Origin of the sequence: Methylobacterium sp. 77 (assembly GCF_000372825.1) — a bacterium.
GTDB lineage: Bacteria > Pseudomonadota > Alphaproteobacteria > Rhizobiales > Beijerinckiaceae > Methylobacterium.
Genome location: NZ_KB910516.1, coordinates 4,563,992 through 4,579,370 on the forward strand (window position 1 = coordinate 4,563,992; position 15,379 = coordinate 4,579,370).

Genomic DNA, 15,379 nt, shown 5'->3' on the forward strand with positions numbered 1-15,379 from the left:
CATCGCATTTCGCGATGGATGACGCGACGCGGAACCGAATCCCGCGCCTGGCCGGCGGAGCCGCGAAGCGTCCGGACCCCGGCGGCGACGCCGTACCGCTCCGGGTCTAGGATCGCTTTCCTCTGCGCTTCGAGCGTCCGGGAAAGGCGTTCAGCTCTTCTTGCGGAACGCGTCGAGGCTGACGACTTCGGCGCTGGCCTCGCCGCCCTCGGTCTTCTTGGCCGCCGGGCGTGCGGGTTTGCCGTCGGCGCCATCCTCGGTCTTGTCGAGGTTCTGGCTCGCCCCCTGGGCCGGCAGGAGCTTGGGAACGCTGGCGCCGATGGCCGCGACGGCCTTGCCCTTCGGCATGATCTCACTCGGCTCCGAGGCCGCACCGCGCGGCGCATTCTTGGCGCCCGGTGCCTGCGGCGCATCGTCCTGCGCTTCCTCTTCCACCGTCTCGTTCAGATCGAACTTGAGGCCGAATTGGACCGAGGGATCGAAGAATCCGCTCAGCGCGTCGAACGGCACGAGCAGCCGCTCTGGCACGCCGGAGAAGGACAGGCCGACCTCGAACGAATGCTCGGTGACCCCGAGATCCCAGAACTGATGCTGGAGCACGATGGTCATGTCCTGCGGATATTTCTCCCGCAGGCGCTGCGACATCCGCACGCCGGGCGCTTCCGTCCGGAACGACACGTAGAAATGGTGCTCTCCGGCGAGGCCGTCTCGGGCCGCGTCGGTCAGAACCTTGCGCACGACGCCGCGCAGGGCATCCTGAACCAGAAGGTCGTAACGGATCAGATCGTCTGCCATCGGTTGTCGCTTTGCCCGGTACCTGCCGGAATATCGCGCGGGTGGCGCACCGGGTCGGTGAATTGACGTGAAGGCCTGCCGGGATCGGCCGCCTTTTCCTACCCCGTTCAACCGGTATGATCCGGTCGAACGCCGGTTTCAATCGCGCCGTTCCCGCCGCGGGCTCCGCGAGGGGCGGTGAATTGACACCGTATCCAAGAACCCAGGATTCTGGTGAAAACGCCAGGGTCGATCGGCTTTCGCCGAAGATCGTCGGGCGCCCGGCTCGGCCTCTCGACCGAACGAAGCGAATATAGAGGGAGAGGCGTCGCTTTTGAAGCCCGATCCTGGCGCCGAGATGCCCGTCGGTCGGGCAAGCGTGCAAATGCTGCCCGCGAGCGGCGGCGCGCGGCCGCGGCGCTCGTCGATCGGGCTCGCGGCGATCGCCCTGCGCGATGCCCTCGGCCTCGTTCTGACGACGCTGCTGATCATGATCGTCGCGGCGATCGTCGCCATGCTGATCGTGCGGGTCGGCGCGGATATCCTGCAGGGGATCGATCCGCTCGCCAGCGAGGCGCGCCGCCCACGGCTGTATCCGCAGCAACTCGTGCTGCGCGAGGTCGCAAGCGACATCCTGCGCCAAGGCCTGATCGTCGCCATCGTCCTCGTCATGTCGGTCCGGAACGCGGGATCGGACTGGCGCCGAACCCTGGCGCTCACACCCGTGGACGCCCCCGGCCTCGCCTCCAAGCGGCTCTTCACCATCATCCTGCTCTGGCCGGTCCTGCACATCCTGTGGGTGATCGGGACGGCGGATGTCTTCCACATGGCCTTCGGCCGCAATGTCGGCCTGTCGCCGCTGCTTAGCAGGACGGGCGCGCTGGCGTGGCTCGCCTTCACCATCGTGCTGGCGCCGGTGGCGGAGGAATTGCTGATGCGCGGCGCGATGTTCGAGCGCGCATCGCGCTTCCTCAGGCCGTGGGGTGCCATCCTCAGCACCTCGGCGCTGTTCGCGCTGCTGCACCTCCAGGTCGGCAGCGTCGCCCGCGCGGTCTCGCTGATTCCGCTGGCCCTGATGCTCGGTTGGCTGCGCTGGCGGACCGGGCGGCTGTGGCCCTGCATCCTGCTCCACGTCTGGAGCAACCTCGCCGTCGTCATCTATCTGCTGTGGCCGGGACCGGCCTGACGGCTCGCCTCGCGGCCCGGTTCGCGGTATCGCGAGGGGCGGAACACGGGACCCCGATGCAGGCCTATCATCAGCTACTCGAACGCATCCTCTCCGAGGGCGTGCGCAAGGACGACCGGACCGGAACGGGAACGCTCTCGGTCTTCGGCCACCAGATGCGCTTCGATCTCGCGCAGGGGTTTCCGCTCGTCACGACGAAGCAGCTGCATCTGCGCTCGATCATCCATGAATTGCTGTGGTTCCTCACCGGCGACACCAACGTTCGCGCGCTCCAGGCCAACGGGGTGACGATCTGGGACGAATGGGCCGACGCCAACGGCGATCTCGGCCCGGTCTATGGCCGGCAATGGCGCTCCTGGGCGAAGCCCGATGGCGGCGCGGTGGACCAGATCGCCTGGCTCGTGGACGAGATCCGGCGCAACCCGGATTCGCGCCGCCTCATCGTCTCGGCCTGGAACCCGGCCGATCTCGACAGGATGGCGTTGGCGCCCTGCCATTGCCTGTTCCAGTTCTACGTCGCCGAGGGCCGGCTCTCGTGCCAGCTCTACCAGCGTTCGGCCGATGTCTTCCTCGGCGTGCCGTTCAACATCGCCTCCTACGCGCTGCTCACCGCGATGATCGCCCAGGTGACGGGCCTGATTCCGGGCGACTTCGTCCATACGCTGGGCGACGCCCATCTCTACGTGAACCACCTCGATCAGGCGCGGCTTCAGCTCACCCGCGAGCAGCGCCACCTGCCGCGCCTCGCGCTGAACCGCGACATCCGCTCGCTCTTCGATTTCCGTTTTGAGGACATCGCCATCGAGAATTACGTGCCGCATCCCGCCATCCGCGCGCCGGTGGCCGTCTGATGGCCGCTGCATCCCACCGCCCCCGCATCAGCCTCATCGCCGCAGTCGCCCGCAACGGCGTCATCGGCCGCGATAACGGCCTGATCTGGCGCCTCGGCAGCGACCTGCGCCGGTTCAAGGCGCTGACCATGGGAAAACCGGTCCTGATGGGCCGCAAGACCTACGATTCCATCGGCCGGCCTCTGCCCGGCCGGCGCATCGTCGTTCTCACCCGCGATCGCTCGCTCACGATCCCCGCCGTGACCATGGTCCACGATTGGGCGGGCGCCCTCGCGGCGGCCGGCGACGCCGAGGAACTGATGGTCGCCGGCGGCGGCGAGATCTATGCCCTGGCGCTGCCGCAGGCCGACCGCATCCACTTCACCGAGGTCGAGACCAGCCCGGACGGCGACACGGTGTTCCCGGCCTTCGACAGGCGCGACTTCCGTGAGGTCGCGCGCGTCGCGCAACCGCCCGGCGAGAGGGATGAATGCGCCTTCGCATTCGTTGATCTGGAACGGGTGCGGTAACTCTACGCCGCGACGCATCGTGCATGAGCGCCCGGCGCTGTTGCCTTTCCTCTCCACGATGCCCACTTGCCAGCCTTGACAGGACCGAGTGGCGACACTCAGTACCATGGGACGGATCGGCTTCGGCGCGAGCGCGACGGTCCGGCCCCGAACGACACTGCCTCAGCGGGAGATATCGGCGAGCATGCCTTGGAGCAATCAAAGCGGCGGCGGTGGCGGCAACGGGGGAGGGCCCTGGGGCCGTGGCGGCGGCGGCAATGGAGGCGGGGGCGGCCCGTGGGGTAGCGGCGGTGGCGGCGGCGGCGGCGGCAAGACGCCTCCGGACCTCGAAGAAATCCTCCGTCGCGGCCAGGACCGCCTGCGCGGCATCATGCCCGGCGGCTCCATGGGCGGCGGCAAGGGCGTGGCGATCGCCGGCGGCATCGTCGTGTTGATCTGGCTCGCGACCGGCATCTACACCGTCGCGCCGCAGCAGGTCGGCATCGAGACCATCTTCGGCCGCTACACCAACACCACCGGTCAGGGCCCGCATTACAACTTCCCCTATCCGGTCGGCGCCGTCACGAAGCCGAACGTCGGGCAGGTGAACAGCATCCAGATCGGCTATCGCGCCGGCGTAGGATCCCAGTCCCGCTCGCGCGACTTGCCCGAAGAGAGCCTGATGCTCACGGGAGACGAGAACATCGTCGATCTCGATTTCGAGGTGCAGTGGCGGATCAATCCGCTGAAGGCGTCGGACTTCGTCTTCAACCTCGAAAATCCCGAAGGAACGATCAAGGCAATCTCCGAGAGCGCCATGCGCGAGGTAATCGGCCGCCGCAACATCCAGGCGATCCTCACCAACGAGCAGTCGAGCGTGGCCCAGGAGGTCAAGGAGATCACCCAGAAGGCGCTCGACGAATACGGCGCTGGCGTCCGGATCGAGGTGGTCCAGCTCGTCGCGGTGAACCCGCCGCCGGATGTCCGTCCTGCCTTCATCGACGTCAACGCCGCCCAGCAGGACGCTGAGCGCGCGCAGAACGAAGCTCGGACCTATGCGAGCCGCGAGGTTCCGCAGGCTCGCGGTAAGGCGTCGCAGATCGTCCAGGCCGCCGAGGCCTACAAGACCCAGGCGACGGCGGACGCGACCGGTCAGGCCGCGCGGTTCCAGCAGGTCTACGAATCCTACAAGCTCGCACCGGCGGTCAGCCGCGAGCGTATCTTCCTCGAAACGATGGAGCGGGTCCTGGGCTCGGTCAACAAGGTCATCATCGACCAGAACGGCACCGGCGTCGCCGGCGGCTCGAACGGCGCGGGTGTCGTCCCCGTGCTGCCGCTGTCCGAATTCGGTAGCCGCACCAACAGCACGGGAGCCGCCCGATGAACGGTTCCGCTCTCCGTACCGGCGGCCTCATCCTGGTGGCGATCCTCGCCGTCGCGATCTACGCCTCGGTCTTCACCGTCGGGCAAATGCAGCAGGCGCTGGTGATCCAGTTCGGCCGTGTCCGCACCGTGCTCAACCAGACAGGCACCGAGAAGCCCGGCCTCTACTTCAAGGTTCCGTTCATCGAGAACGTCGTTCTGTTCGACAAGCGCGTGCTCGACCTCGACCTGCCGGTCCAGACGCTCCTGACTGCCGACCGTCAGAACCTCGAAGTCGATGCCTTCGCACGCTACCGCATCGTCGATCCGCTGCGCTTCTACCAGTCGGCCAACAACGTCCTGCGCGCCAACACGCTTCTGGCGAGCTTCACCAACTCGGCCCTGCGCAACGTGCTCGCCCGCTCGACCCGCGACGCCATCGTGCGGACCGAGCGTTCGCACCTGATGAACGTCATCCAGGGCGACGTGAACACCCAGGCGAAGGAACTCGGCGTCGAGATCGTCGATCTGCGCATGACCCGCGTCGATCTTCCCGCCCAGAACTCCAGCGCCGTCTACAAGCGGATGATCACCGAGCGGAACCGCGAGGCCGCCGATATCCGCGCGAACGGTGACCAGATCTCGGCGACGATCAAGGCGAAGGCCGACCGTGACGTGACGGTCGTCCTGTCCGAGGCCAACCAGACCGCCGAGACCCTGCGAGGCCAGGGCGACGGCGACAAGAACCGCATCCTCGTCGAGGCTTTCGGCAAGGACCCGGATTTCTTCGCCTTCTATCGGTCGATGCAGGCGTATGAGACGGGTCTGAAAGGCCCCGATACGCGCCTCGTGATCAACCCGAACTCGGATTTCTTCCGCTACTTCAACGATCCGCAGGGTCGTGCTCCGGCCACCGCGCCGCGGGCGTCCGGTTCGGCGAATACGGGTATGACGACCGGCACGGTTCCCTGACGCGACCGTCCATCGCGCGACCGGCCCTTGATCGTCCGCCACGGCGGACGATCTAATGCCTCGTTCCAGCAAGAGGTCGACCATGATTTCCGTCGCGAGCGCCGTCACGGCGCGACGTCCCCGAGCATCCCGCCATTCCGCGCGCTCGGCCTTCGCCGCCCTGTCGCTCGCCACGGCGGTGGCCTTCACCGGCCTCGCGACCCCGGTCCTGGCCAAGGGACCGGAATCCCTGGCCGACCTCGCGGACAAGGTCACGGATGCCGTGGTCAACATCTCGGCCTCTACGACGGTGGAAGCCAAGGCGCCCGGCCGGACGATGCCTCAGCTGCCCCAGGGCACGCCGTTCGAGGATCTGTTCGAGGAGTTCTTCAACAAGAAGGGACAGCGCGGCGACGGCGACTCCCCGCGCCCGCAATCGCGCAAGTCCAACTCGCTCGGTTCCGGTTTCATCATCGACGCTTCCGGCATCGTGGTGACCAACAACCACGTCATCGGCGACGCCAACGACATCCAGGTGATCCTGCACAACGGCACGAAGCTGAAGGCGGAGATCATCGGCAAGGACGCAAAGATCGATCTCGCGGTCCTGCGGGTGAAGCCCGATGCGGACAAGCCTCTGAAGGCGGTCCCCTTCGGCGATTCCGAGAAGATGCGTCCCGGCGACTGGGTCATCGCCATCGGCAACCCGTTCGGCCTCGGCGGCTCGGTCTCGGCCGGCATCGTGTCCGCGCGCGGACGCAACATCGAATCCGGTCCGTACGACAATTACATCCAGACCGACGCGGCCATCAACAAGGGCAATTCCGGCGGTCCGCTGTTCAACATGGATGGCGAGGTCATCGGCATCAACACGGCGATCCTGTCGCCCACCGGCGGTTCGGTCGGCATCGGCTTCGCCGTTCCCTCCGCGACCGCATCGCAGGTCATCGACCAGCTTCGAGAGTTCGGAGAGGTCCGCCGTGGCTGGCTCGGCGTGCGTATTCAGAACGTCGACGATGCCACCGCCGATGCGCTGGGCCTCAAGGGCGGCGCCAAGGGTGCCCTGATCGCGGGCGTCGACGAGAAGGGCCCCGCCAAGGCGTCCGGTCTCGAAGTCGGCGACGTCATCACGAAGTTCAACGGGATGGCGGTGAAGTCGTCGAGCGATCTCCCGCGCATCGTCGCCTCGACGCCGGTCGGCAAGGTCGTCGAGGTCATCGTCGTCAGGAAGGGCGCCGAGACGACGAAGTCGGTCACCCTCGGTCGCCTGGACGATCCCGAGAAGCCGCAGCTCGCCAACGTCAAGCAGCCCGAAGCCGAACCGGCCATCCGGCAGGCTCTCGGTCTCAACCTGTCGGGGATTACTGACGACCTGCGCCGCCGCTACAGCCTCAAGGACAGCGTCAAAGGCGTTGTCGTGACCCGCGTCGATCCCAATTCGACGGCCGCCGACAAGCAGATCAAGGCCGGTGAGGTCATCGTGGAGGTCGGCCAGGAAGCGGTCGCGTCTCCCGCCGACGTGACGAAGCGGGTCGACCAGCTCAAGAAGGACGGTCGGAAGTCGGTCCTCCTCCTGGTGGCCAGCGCCTCGGGTGATGTGCGGTTCGTGGCGATCGGGCTGGAATAGGGTCATCGCCCGTGCCGGCGCGGGCCGCTTCCACTGACGGAGCGGCCCGAACCTCAAGACGGCAACGGACGGACGGCTTGCGGGACGGGGGTGCTGGCGCGTACCGTTCCTGCAACTGCCAGAGACCCATCGACCGATGAGCGCCGTCGCTTTCGATACCCTGAAATTCGCCCGTTCGCTTCGCGAGAAAGCGAAGCTCTCGACCGAGCAGGCTGAAGGTCTCGCCGACGCGTTCACCGAAGTGTTCCAGGGTGACATCGCGACGAAGGCCGATATCGGATCGGTGAAAGTCGACATCGAAGCGCTTAAACTCTCCACGCGATCGGATATCGAAGCGTTGAGACTGTCGACACGATCCGATCTTCGCGAGGCGGAAGCGCGCCTGGAGGCCAAGATCGAGGCATCCAAGGCCGATATCGTTAAATGGATGTTCGGAACGATCGGCTTTCAGACCCTGATCATCCTCGGGGCCGTCATAGCGCTGGCGCGAATCATCCGTTGATCGGCCGGTATCAGCCGACGAACTCGCTGGCCCCGTAGCCCTGCAGATAGAGAAGCGCGGTGAGGTCACCGTGGTCGATGCGGACATGCGCCGCCGCCGCGACCTTGGGCTTGGCCCGAAACGCAACGCCGAGGCCGGCCTCGGCGAGCATGTCGAGATCGTTCGCCCCATCTCCCACCGCCATCGTGTCGCCGCGGTCGAGGCCGAAGCGCGAGCGCAGGGCGACCAGCGTCGCCCGCTTCGTCTCCTTGCCGACGATGGGCTCGATCACGTCCCCGGTGAGACGTCCGTCCTTTACGCCGAGCGTCGTGGCATGGGCCTCGTCGAAGCCGATCTTCGCCGAGATCGGGCCGGTGAACAACGTGAAGCCGCCCGAGACCAGACAGGTATGGGCGCCGTTGGACCTCAGCGTGCGCACCAGGGTGCGCCCGCCCGGGGTGAGGGTGATCCGATCCCGGATCAGGTCGTCGACGATACCGACCGGCAGATCGCGCAGCAGCGAGACGCGCTCGCGCAGGGCCGGCTCGAAAGCGATCTCGCCGCGCATGGCCCGCTCGGTGATCGCGGCGACCCGATCTTTCAGGCCGATCGTATCGGCGAGTTCGTCGATGCATTCCTGCTCGATCATGGTCGAATCCATGTCGGCCAGGAACAGCCGCTTGCGGCGATGGGCGCCGGCGGCCTGCACGGCGACGTCGAACGGCTCGGCGGCGAACGCGGCCCGCAGGCGTCGCGCCAGCGCCGGAATTTCCTCGGTGGAGCCCGCGAACAGGATCTCGGCCGCCACCTCTCCATGGAGGATGCGCGGCTGATGCTCCGTCCGCAGCACGGAACGCGCTTCGGCCAGGACCGCATCGGTGATGGCGGGCCGGCTCTCGTTTGCTATCAGGGTCGCGACGAGGGTCATCCGGGAGTTTCCACGCCTTGCCGCCGGTCACGGACGGAACATACGGACAGGCGCCCCCGGCGGCGATCCTCATCGCAGGGCCGACCGCCTCGGGCAAGTCCGGCCTCGCGACGGCGCTCGCGCGCCTGATCGACGGCGTGGTGGTCAACACCGATTCGATGCAGGTCTATGCCGATCTGCGACGGCTCTCGGCCCGGCCGAGCCTCGCGGAAGAAGCCCTGGCGCCCCACCGCCTCTACGGCCACGTAGACGGCGCGGTGAACTATTCCGCCGGGCATTTCGCCCGCGATGCCGCGACCCTGCTCGCCGACCTGCACGGACGGGTGCCGATCTTCGTCGGCGGCACAGGGCTGTATTTCCGCGCTCTGGAGGAGGGGTTGTCCGAGCTGCCGCCGGTCCCCGACGAGATTCGAGCCGCATCGCGCGCACGGGCCGAGCAGCGCACGACCGACCTGCTCCATGCCGACCTCGCCGAGATCGATCCCGCCGGCGCCGCGATGCTGCGCCCGACCGACCGCGCCCGGATCATGAGGGCGCTCGAGGTCTTTTCCGCAACGGGGCGGCCGATCTCGGCATTCCATGGCGAACGCATCGCCGGGCCGCTCGCGGGCAAGCGCCTGATCAAGCTGTTCCTCGCCCCCGAGCGCGAATCCCTGCGCGCCCGGATCGACCGGCGGTTCACGGCAATGATCGAGGAGGGCGCCCTCGACGAGGTCGCGGCGCTGCGGGAGCGCCGCCTCGATCCGCTGCTGCCGATCATGCGGGCGCATGGCGTGCCGGCGCTCATCGCCCATCTCGACGGGACGATCCCCCTCGCCGAGGCGATCCAGCGCGGCCAGGGCGATACGCGGCGCTACGCCAAGCGCCAGTTCACCTGGTTCCGCCACCAGATGGGCGAGGACTGGGTATGGACGGATCCCGACGCAGCCTTCGCCCTGGCGACGCGTCTCATTTTTCCAGACGGGCGATGAGGCTCGACGTGTCCCAGCGGTTGCCGCCCATGGCCTGCACGTCGGCATAGAACTGGTCGACGAGGGCGGTCACCGGGAGCTTGGCACCGTTGCGCCGGGCTTCCAGGAGCAGGATGCCGAGATCCTTGCGCATCCAGTCGACCGCGAAGCCGAAATCGAATTTTTCGGCATTCATGGTCCGGCCGCGATTCTCCATCTGCCAGGAGCCGGCCGCGCCCTTCGAGATCACGTCGAGCACCGCGTCCACATCGAGTTCGGCGCGCTTGGCGAAGTGGATCGCCTCCGACAGACCCTGGACGATGCCGGCGATGCAGATCTGGTTGACCATCTTGGTGAGCTGGCCCGACCCGGCCGGACCCATCAGCCGCGAGGCCTTAGCGAAGCTGAGGATCGCCGGTTCGACCTTGGCATAGGTCGCCGCATCGCCACCGCACATCACCGTCAGCGCGGCATTCTCGGCGCCGGCCTGACCGCCGGAGACGGGAGCGTCGATGAAGCCGAGGCCGAGCTCGGACGCGGCTTGCGAAAGCTCGCGGGCGACCTCGGCCGAGGCCGTGGTGTGGTCGACGAAGATCGCGCCCTTCTCCATGCCGGCGAAGGCGCCGTCATCACCGAGCGTCACGCCGCGCAGATCGTCGTCGTTGCCGACGCAGGCGAAGACGATCTCCTGTCCCGCCGCCGCTTCGCGGGGGGTCGCAGCGAAGGCGCCGCCATGGGCCTTGACCCAGGCCTCCGCCTTGGCCGTCGTCCGGTTGTAGACGGTTACGTCATGGCCTTTTTTGGCGAGGTGACCCGCCATCGGGCCGCCCATCACGCCGAGGCCCAGGAACGCGACCTTCGCCATCATCCGTCTCCATCCGTCACTACGATGGCGGCGGGTCTAGATTCGATGGCGAGAGGGGTCAAACCCGAGGCGGCTTCAGCCGCCGGTCACGCTCATGTGGCGCGGCACGGCGGCCGGGCGGGCACGCTCGATGACGAAGTCGTGGCCCTTGGGCTTGCGGGCGATGGCATCGACCACCGCCTGCGTCACGAGGGAATCGTCCGGCGAGGCGCGCAGGGCCTCGCGCAGGTCGGCGGCATCTTCCTGGCCGAGGCACATGTAGAGCTTGCCGGTGCAGGTCAGGCGGACCCGGTTGCAGCTCTCGCAGAAATTATGGGTCAGCGGCGTGATGAAGCCGAGCCGGCCCCCGGTCTCGGCGATGCGGACGTAACGGGCAGGGCCACCGGTGCGGTCCGGCAGCGGGATCATGGTGTAGCGCTGTTCGAGGCGCGCGCGGGCGACGGAGAGGGGCAGGAACTGGTCGGTGCGGTCGCCCTCGACCTCGCCGAGCGGCATGACCTCGATCAGGGTCATGTCCATGCCGTCGCCATGAGCCCAGGCGATCATGTCGGCGATCTCGTCCTCGTTGACGCCCTTCAGCGCCACGGCGTTGATCTTGACCTTGATCCCGGCCTTGCGGGCCTTCTCGATGCCGTCGAGCACGACCTTGAGGTCGCCCCGCCGGGTCACGGCGCGGAACTTGTCTGGGTCGAGGGTATCGAGAGACACGTTCACGCGGCGGACGCCGAGTTCGGCGAGTTCGGAGGCGAAGCGCCCGAGCTGCGTGCCGTTCGTCGTCATCGTCAGCTCTTCCAGAGCGCCGGTGCCGAGATGGCGCGACAGCCGCCGGAAGAGATGCATGATGTCGCGACGAACCAGCGGCTCGCCGCCGGTGATCCTGAGCTTGCGCACGCCCCGGTCGATGAACACGCCGCAGAGCCGATCCAGCTCTTCCAGGGTAAGCAGATCGCGCTTGGGCAGGAACGTCATGTCGTCGGACATGCAATAGACGCAGCGCAGGTCGCAGCGATCGGTCACCGAGATCCGAAGGTAGGTGATCGCCCGCTGGAACGGGTCTATCAGGGGAGCCTGCGCCTTCGATGCGACGGGTTCGACATAGGCAACACCCATGGGGGACTCGTGACTCGGGCCTGGGGACATTTCGGGAGCGTGGTCGCGCGACGAACCTAGCATCCCTGGCATATGAGGCGTGGGAAGCCCGTGGGCAAGCGCATGGCGGCGCATGCCCCATGCGCTCTACACATATATTGCATCCAAAGCGATTTCAGGCATGAGATTTCCCGCATGAGCCAGCATCACGCCGATCCCGTCTCCACCGGTCAGCAGGTCGCAGCACCCGAGCGCTGGCCGACCGAGATCCGCCTGTCCGGCGACAAGCGGACGCTCAACGTCGCCTTCGAGGATGGCGGCCGGTTCGCCCTGCCGGCGGAATATCTGCGCGTGTCGAGCCCTTCGGCCGAGGTGCAGGGGCATTCGCCTTCCGAACGCAAGGTCATCGGCGGCAAGCGCGACGTGGCGATCCTGTCGGTGGAGCCGGTGGGCAATTACGCGGTGAAGCTGACCTTCGACGACATGCACGATACCGGGCTGTTCGGCTGGGGCTATCTCTACGATCTCGGCCGGGAATACCGGAACCGCTGGGCGAAATACCTGTCCGAACTCGACGAGCGCGGCCTCGCTCGCGATGCCGCCCGCCGTCCCGCCGCGAACCCGGCCAAAAGTGAGCCTCCGAAGGGCGGGGGAAGCTGCGGCAGCGGGTGCGGATGCCACTGACCGCGACCGCCGACCCCCACGCCGCGCACACGCCGACGCCCGCCACCAGCCGGAGCATCCTCGCGCTGGCGCTGCCGATGACGCTCGCCAACGTCACGACCCCGCTTCTCGGCTTCGTCGGAGCGGCGGTGATCGGACGGCTCGGCGATGCCGCGCTCCTCGGCGCCATGGCGCTGGGCGCGGTGATCTTCGACGCGATCTTCTGGTCGTTCGGCTCGCTCCGCATGGCGACCGCGGGTCTCACGGCCCAGGCGGTGGGCGCACGCGACGCCGCCGAGATCGACCGGATCCTGGCGCGCTCCCTCGCGGCCGGCCTTCTCGTCGGTCTCGTCATCGTGGCGGCGCAGGGGCCGATCGCGGCCGGGGCCTTCTCCCTCAGCGGGGCGAGCCCGGCGGTGATCGCGGGACTGGCCACCTACTTCCACATTCGCATCTTCGCGGCTCCGTTCACGCTGGCGAACTACGCCATCCTCGGCTCGGTGCTCGGGCGCGGGCGCACCGATCTCGGCCTGCTGCTGCAGGTCGCGATCAACCTCGCCAACATCGTCCTGACCCTGATCCTCGTCCTCTACGCGGATCTGAGCGTCGCCGGAGCGGGTATCGCCACCCTGATCGCAGAGGCCGCCGGGACCGGTCTCGGGCTCGTCCTTCTGGCCCGGCTCGGCTCCCACCCGTTCGCCGTGCCCCTCCGCGTCGTGTCCGATCCCCTCGCGCTGGCGCGGATGCTCAGCGTCAATGCCGACGTGATGATCCGGACGCTGCTCCTGGTCGGGGCCATCGCCCTGTTCTCCGCGCTCGGCGCGCGGTCGGGCGACGTGGTCCTCGCAGCGAATGCCGTTCTGTGGAATCTCTTCCTGATCGGCGGGTTCTTCCTCGACGGCTTCGCAACGGCGGCCGAGACCCTGTGCGGGCAGGCCGTCGGCGCGCGGGACGAGGCCGGGTTCCGCCGGGCCGCCCGCCTCAGCCTCGTCTGGTGCGTCGCCTTCGGCATGGCGGTGGCGACGCTGTTCCTCGCCTTCGGCCACACCTTCATCGACACGGTCACGACGAGCCCCGACGTGCGCGAGACGGCCCGCGCCTATCTGGTTCCGGCCGCGCTCGCGCCCCTCGTGGCCTCGGTGCCCTTCGCCTATGACGGGATCTATATCGGTTCGACCTGGACGCGGGCGATGCGCAACCTGATGATCGCGGCGACCGGCATCTATGCCGTGACGATCGGCATCGCTCAGGCCGCCGGCTTCGGAAATATGGGCCTCTGGCTCTCCTTCCTGACGCTGCTGGCCGCGCGCGGCGCAAGCCAGGCCCTGGCCTATCCGGGCCTGGCCCGGCGGACCTTCGAGAGCGTGCCGGCCGAAAGGCTCGCACGCGCCGCCTGATCGTCGCGGTCCTGAGCCGGACGGCTGCCGTTCAGCTTCGATCGCTACAGTTCCGCCGTCTCACCTGCCGGGAAACGGTAGCGGGCTCACCCGCACCGCCCCATCGGAGTCCTGCGTGCCCTATTCGACTCTCTCCGACGTCGCCCCCGCGATCGATACCTCGCCCCGCTTTCCCGCATCGGTTCCCGACACCATCATCGCGATCCCGGTCCGCAACGAGGCCGAGCGGATCGAGGCGTGCCTGCGCGCCATCGATGCGCAGGACGGGGTGCGGACCGGCAGCCTCGGCCTCTACCTGTTCCTGAACAACTGCACCGACGGCACCGATCGTCTCGTCACCGACCTCGTCCAGACCATTTCGATTCCGGTTCGCGTCCGGTCGGTGACGTTCGACGGCGCGCATGCCGGCTGGGCGCGCCGCGCCGCCATGGAAGCCGCGGCCGAGTGGATCGGCCCGGACGGCACGGCCGGAACGATCCTGACCTCGGATGCCGACAGCCGGGTGCCCACGGATTGGGTGGCGCGGAACCTCGCGGCCCTGGATGCCGGCGCCGATGCCGTCGCGGGGCGCATCCAGATCGACGAGGCCGAATGGGCGGCATTGCCCAAATCGCTCCGCGCGCGGGGCAAGCTCGAAGACGCCTACAGCGATCTCCTCACCGAGATGGAAGCACGGATCGACCACGATCCGCACGATCCCTGGCCCTGCCATCGCACGACGATCGGAGCCACGCTCGCCGTCCGCCTCTCCGCCTACCGGCTGGTCGGCGGCATGCCGATGATCGCGCTCGGCGAGGACGGCGCCTTCGTGGCTGCCCTGCTCCAGCACGGGCTCCGGGTCCGGCACGCCAAGGATGTCGTCGTCACCGTCTCCGGGCGGTTGGTCGGACGGGCACCCGGTGGCGTCGCCGACACGATCCGGGCGCGCTGCGAGGTGCCCGACAGCCTGTGCGATGCCCGGATGGAATCGGTGCCGCGCGCGCTCTACCGCTATCTGTGGCGGCGTCGCCTGCGCCGGCTCCACGCCACGGGCGGCCTCGCGACGACGCAGACCTGGTTCCGCAAGCTGTCGATTCCGGCCGCGGAGGCGGCGCGGATCGCCAAGCAACCCCTCGTCGGTCTCGCCGTCGCCGAGATCGAGCGGGTGAGCCCCCGGCTGGTCTATCGCCCGCTCGGACCGCGTCAGCTGCCTCGCCACATCCGCTTCGCGACCATGGTCCTCGCCGTCCTGCGGTCGGCCTCGTCCCTGCGGAGCCGCCTGCGTTCGGCTGCGCCGGCCGCGTCCGTCCTGCCCGAAACCAAGGCGATGGCCGTCGATTCGGGCTCCAACTGACGACGCGGCAACGAGGCGGGCAAGTCTCCGAGCTCGGCGAGGCTCTCAGATAGGCGAGCCTTTCAGATAGGCTTGCCGGCGATGCCCAAGCCGACCTTCTCGCCGCCCGGCGTGAGGATGCCGTGCTTCAGGATGGCGTTTTCCAGTTCGTCGAACGCGGTCGACAGATGCGTCTTCGCCGTCTCGATGGATTGGGCGCTCGGCCGGGGCGACTTGGCCATGAGACCGACGAGAACGTCGGTCCGTTCCAGGACCGCGCGCTGGAAGTCGCGGATCGTATAGTCCGGCTCGATGAAGCGGGTCGCGTATTCCATCCAGCGCCGTAACTCGCTCGGCAGGTCTTCGTTGGCCGAAGCGTAGGCTTCCACCTTCTTGCGGGCGTTCTCGAAGTTCGTCGCGATGTCTTTCTGCAGCTGTCGCATGTCTATGTCGTC

At 67.8% G+C, this 15,379-nt stretch carries 16 protein-coding genes; 11 read left to right on the forward strand and 5 right to left on the reverse strand.

Translation table 11 applies throughout. The annotated features are described in order from the left end of the window. Positions 1-150 precede the first annotated feature (150 nt). Positions 151-795, reverse strand: coding sequence for an SspB family protein (locus A3OK_RS0121620; protein ID WP_019906983.1), 645 nt, complete (start codon positions 793-795; stop codon positions 151-153). A gap of 364 nt (positions 796-1,159) precedes the next feature. On the opposite strand from A3OK_RS0121620, the gene A3OK_RS0121625 reads away from it, so the two are divergent. The 7 genes from A3OK_RS0121625 to A3OK_RS0121655 all read left to right on the forward strand — a co-directional run bounded on the left by A3OK_RS0121625 (position 1,160) and on the right by A3OK_RS0121655 (position 7,741). Next, on the forward strand, positions 1,160-1,960 hold the full coding sequence (locus A3OK_RS0121625) for a CPBP family intramembrane glutamic endopeptidase (protein WP_019906984.1): 801 nt from the start codon (positions 1,160-1,162) through the stop codon (positions 1,958-1,960). A gap of 56 nt (positions 1,961-2,016) precedes the next feature. After that, on the forward strand, positions 2,017-2,811 hold the full coding sequence (locus A3OK_RS0121630; RefSeq protein WP_026597527.1) for a thymidylate synthase: 795 nt from the start codon (positions 2,017-2,019) through the stop codon (positions 2,809-2,811). Continuing rightward, positions 2,811-3,320: a dihydrofolate reductase gene (locus tag A3OK_RS0121635; RefSeq protein ID WP_019906986.1), complete on the forward strand. Its 510-nt coding sequence runs from the start codon at positions 2,811-2,813 to the stop codon at positions 3,318-3,320. The genes A3OK_RS0121630 and A3OK_RS0121635 overlap by 1 nt, the downstream gene beginning before the upstream one ends. Positions 3,321-3,504: 184 nt before the next feature. Continuing rightward, positions 3,505-4,683 (forward strand): FtsH protease activity modulator HflK, encoded by a 1,179-nt coding sequence (gene hflK / locus A3OK_RS0121640; RefSeq protein ID WP_026597528.1) that lies wholly within the window; start codon positions 3,505-3,507, stop codon positions 4,681-4,683. After that, a complete protein-coding gene (locus A3OK_RS0121645; protein WP_019906988.1) occupies positions 4,680-5,633 on the forward strand; it encodes a protease modulator HflC in 954 nt (317 codons plus the stop codon). The genes hflK and A3OK_RS0121645 overlap by 4 nt, the downstream gene beginning before the upstream one ends. Before the next feature lie 82 nt (positions 5,634-5,715). Continuing rightward, a complete protein-coding gene (locus tag A3OK_RS0121650) occupies positions 5,716-7,239 on the forward strand; it encodes a Do family serine endopeptidase (RefSeq protein WP_019906989.1) in 1,524 nt (507 codons plus the stop codon). Between the two features lie 136 nt (positions 7,240-7,375). Then, on the forward strand, positions 7,376-7,741 hold the full coding sequence (locus A3OK_RS0121655; RefSeq protein ID WP_019906990.1) for a hypothetical protein: 366 nt from the start codon (positions 7,376-7,378) through the stop codon (positions 7,739-7,741). A 10-nt stretch (positions 7,742-7,751) separates the two neighbouring features. Here the strand turns inward: A3OK_RS0121655 and serB are convergent, their stop codons facing one another. Further along, positions 7,752-8,648: a phosphoserine phosphatase SerB gene (gene serB / locus A3OK_RS0121660; protein ID WP_019906991.1), complete on the reverse strand. Its 897-nt coding sequence runs from the start codon at positions 8,646-8,648 to the stop codon at positions 7,752-7,754. 17 nt (positions 8,649-8,665) lie between these two features. Between serB and miaA the strand changes: the two genes are divergently transcribed. Then, positions 8,666-9,619, forward strand: a complete 954-nt coding sequence (miaA, locus tag A3OK_RS0121665) for a tRNA (adenosine(37)-N6)-dimethylallyltransferase MiaA (protein ID WP_019906992.1) — start codon at positions 8,666-8,668, stop codon at positions 9,617-9,619. Here miaA and A3OK_RS0121670 read toward each other — a convergent pair. Both A3OK_RS0121670 and moaA read right to left on the reverse strand, forming a co-directional pair. Beyond that, the gene (locus A3OK_RS0121670; protein WP_026597529.1) at positions 9,597-10,463 is read right to left on the reverse strand and encodes an NAD(P)-dependent oxidoreductase; all 867 of its coding nucleotides are present in this window, start codon (positions 10,461-10,463) and stop codon (positions 9,597-9,599) included. The two genes, miaA and A3OK_RS0121670, sit on opposite strands and share 23 nt — an antisense overlap. A 75-nt stretch (positions 10,464-10,538) precedes the next feature. Further along, complete coding sequence (moaA, locus tag A3OK_RS0121675) at positions 10,539-11,573, reverse strand: GTP 3',8-cyclase MoaA (protein WP_019906994.1); 1,035 nt, start codon at positions 11,571-11,573, stop codon at positions 10,539-10,541. A gap of 174 nt (positions 11,574-11,747) precedes the next feature. Here moaA and A3OK_RS0121680 point away from each other — a divergent pair, with 174 nt between their 5' ends. The 3 genes from A3OK_RS0121680 (at position 11,748) to A3OK_RS0121690 (ending at position 14,945) form a co-directional block, all read left to right on the forward strand. Further along, positions 11,748-12,236, forward strand: a complete 489-nt coding sequence (locus tag A3OK_RS0121680) for a DUF971 domain-containing protein (RefSeq protein WP_019906995.1) — start codon at positions 11,748-11,750, stop codon at positions 12,234-12,236. Beyond that, entirely contained in the window at positions 12,227-13,612 is a 1,386-nt protein-coding gene (locus A3OK_RS0121685) for an MATE family efflux transporter (RefSeq protein WP_019906996.1), read from the forward strand. Before A3OK_RS0121680 ends, A3OK_RS0121685 begins: the two co-directional genes overlap by 10 nt. A 151-nt stretch (positions 13,613-13,763) precedes the next feature. Beyond that, positions 13,764-14,945, forward strand: coding sequence for a glycosyltransferase (locus A3OK_RS0121690; RefSeq protein WP_051093059.1), 1,182 nt, complete (start codon positions 13,764-13,766; stop codon positions 14,943-14,945). Between the two features lie 62 nt (positions 14,946-15,007). On the opposite strand, the gene A3OK_RS0121695 is transcribed toward A3OK_RS0121690, so the two are convergent. After that, complete coding sequence (locus A3OK_RS0121695) at positions 15,008-15,367, reverse strand: hypothetical protein (protein ID WP_019906998.1); 360 nt, start codon at positions 15,365-15,367, stop codon at positions 15,008-15,010. Positions 15,368-15,379 lie beyond the last annotated feature (12 nt).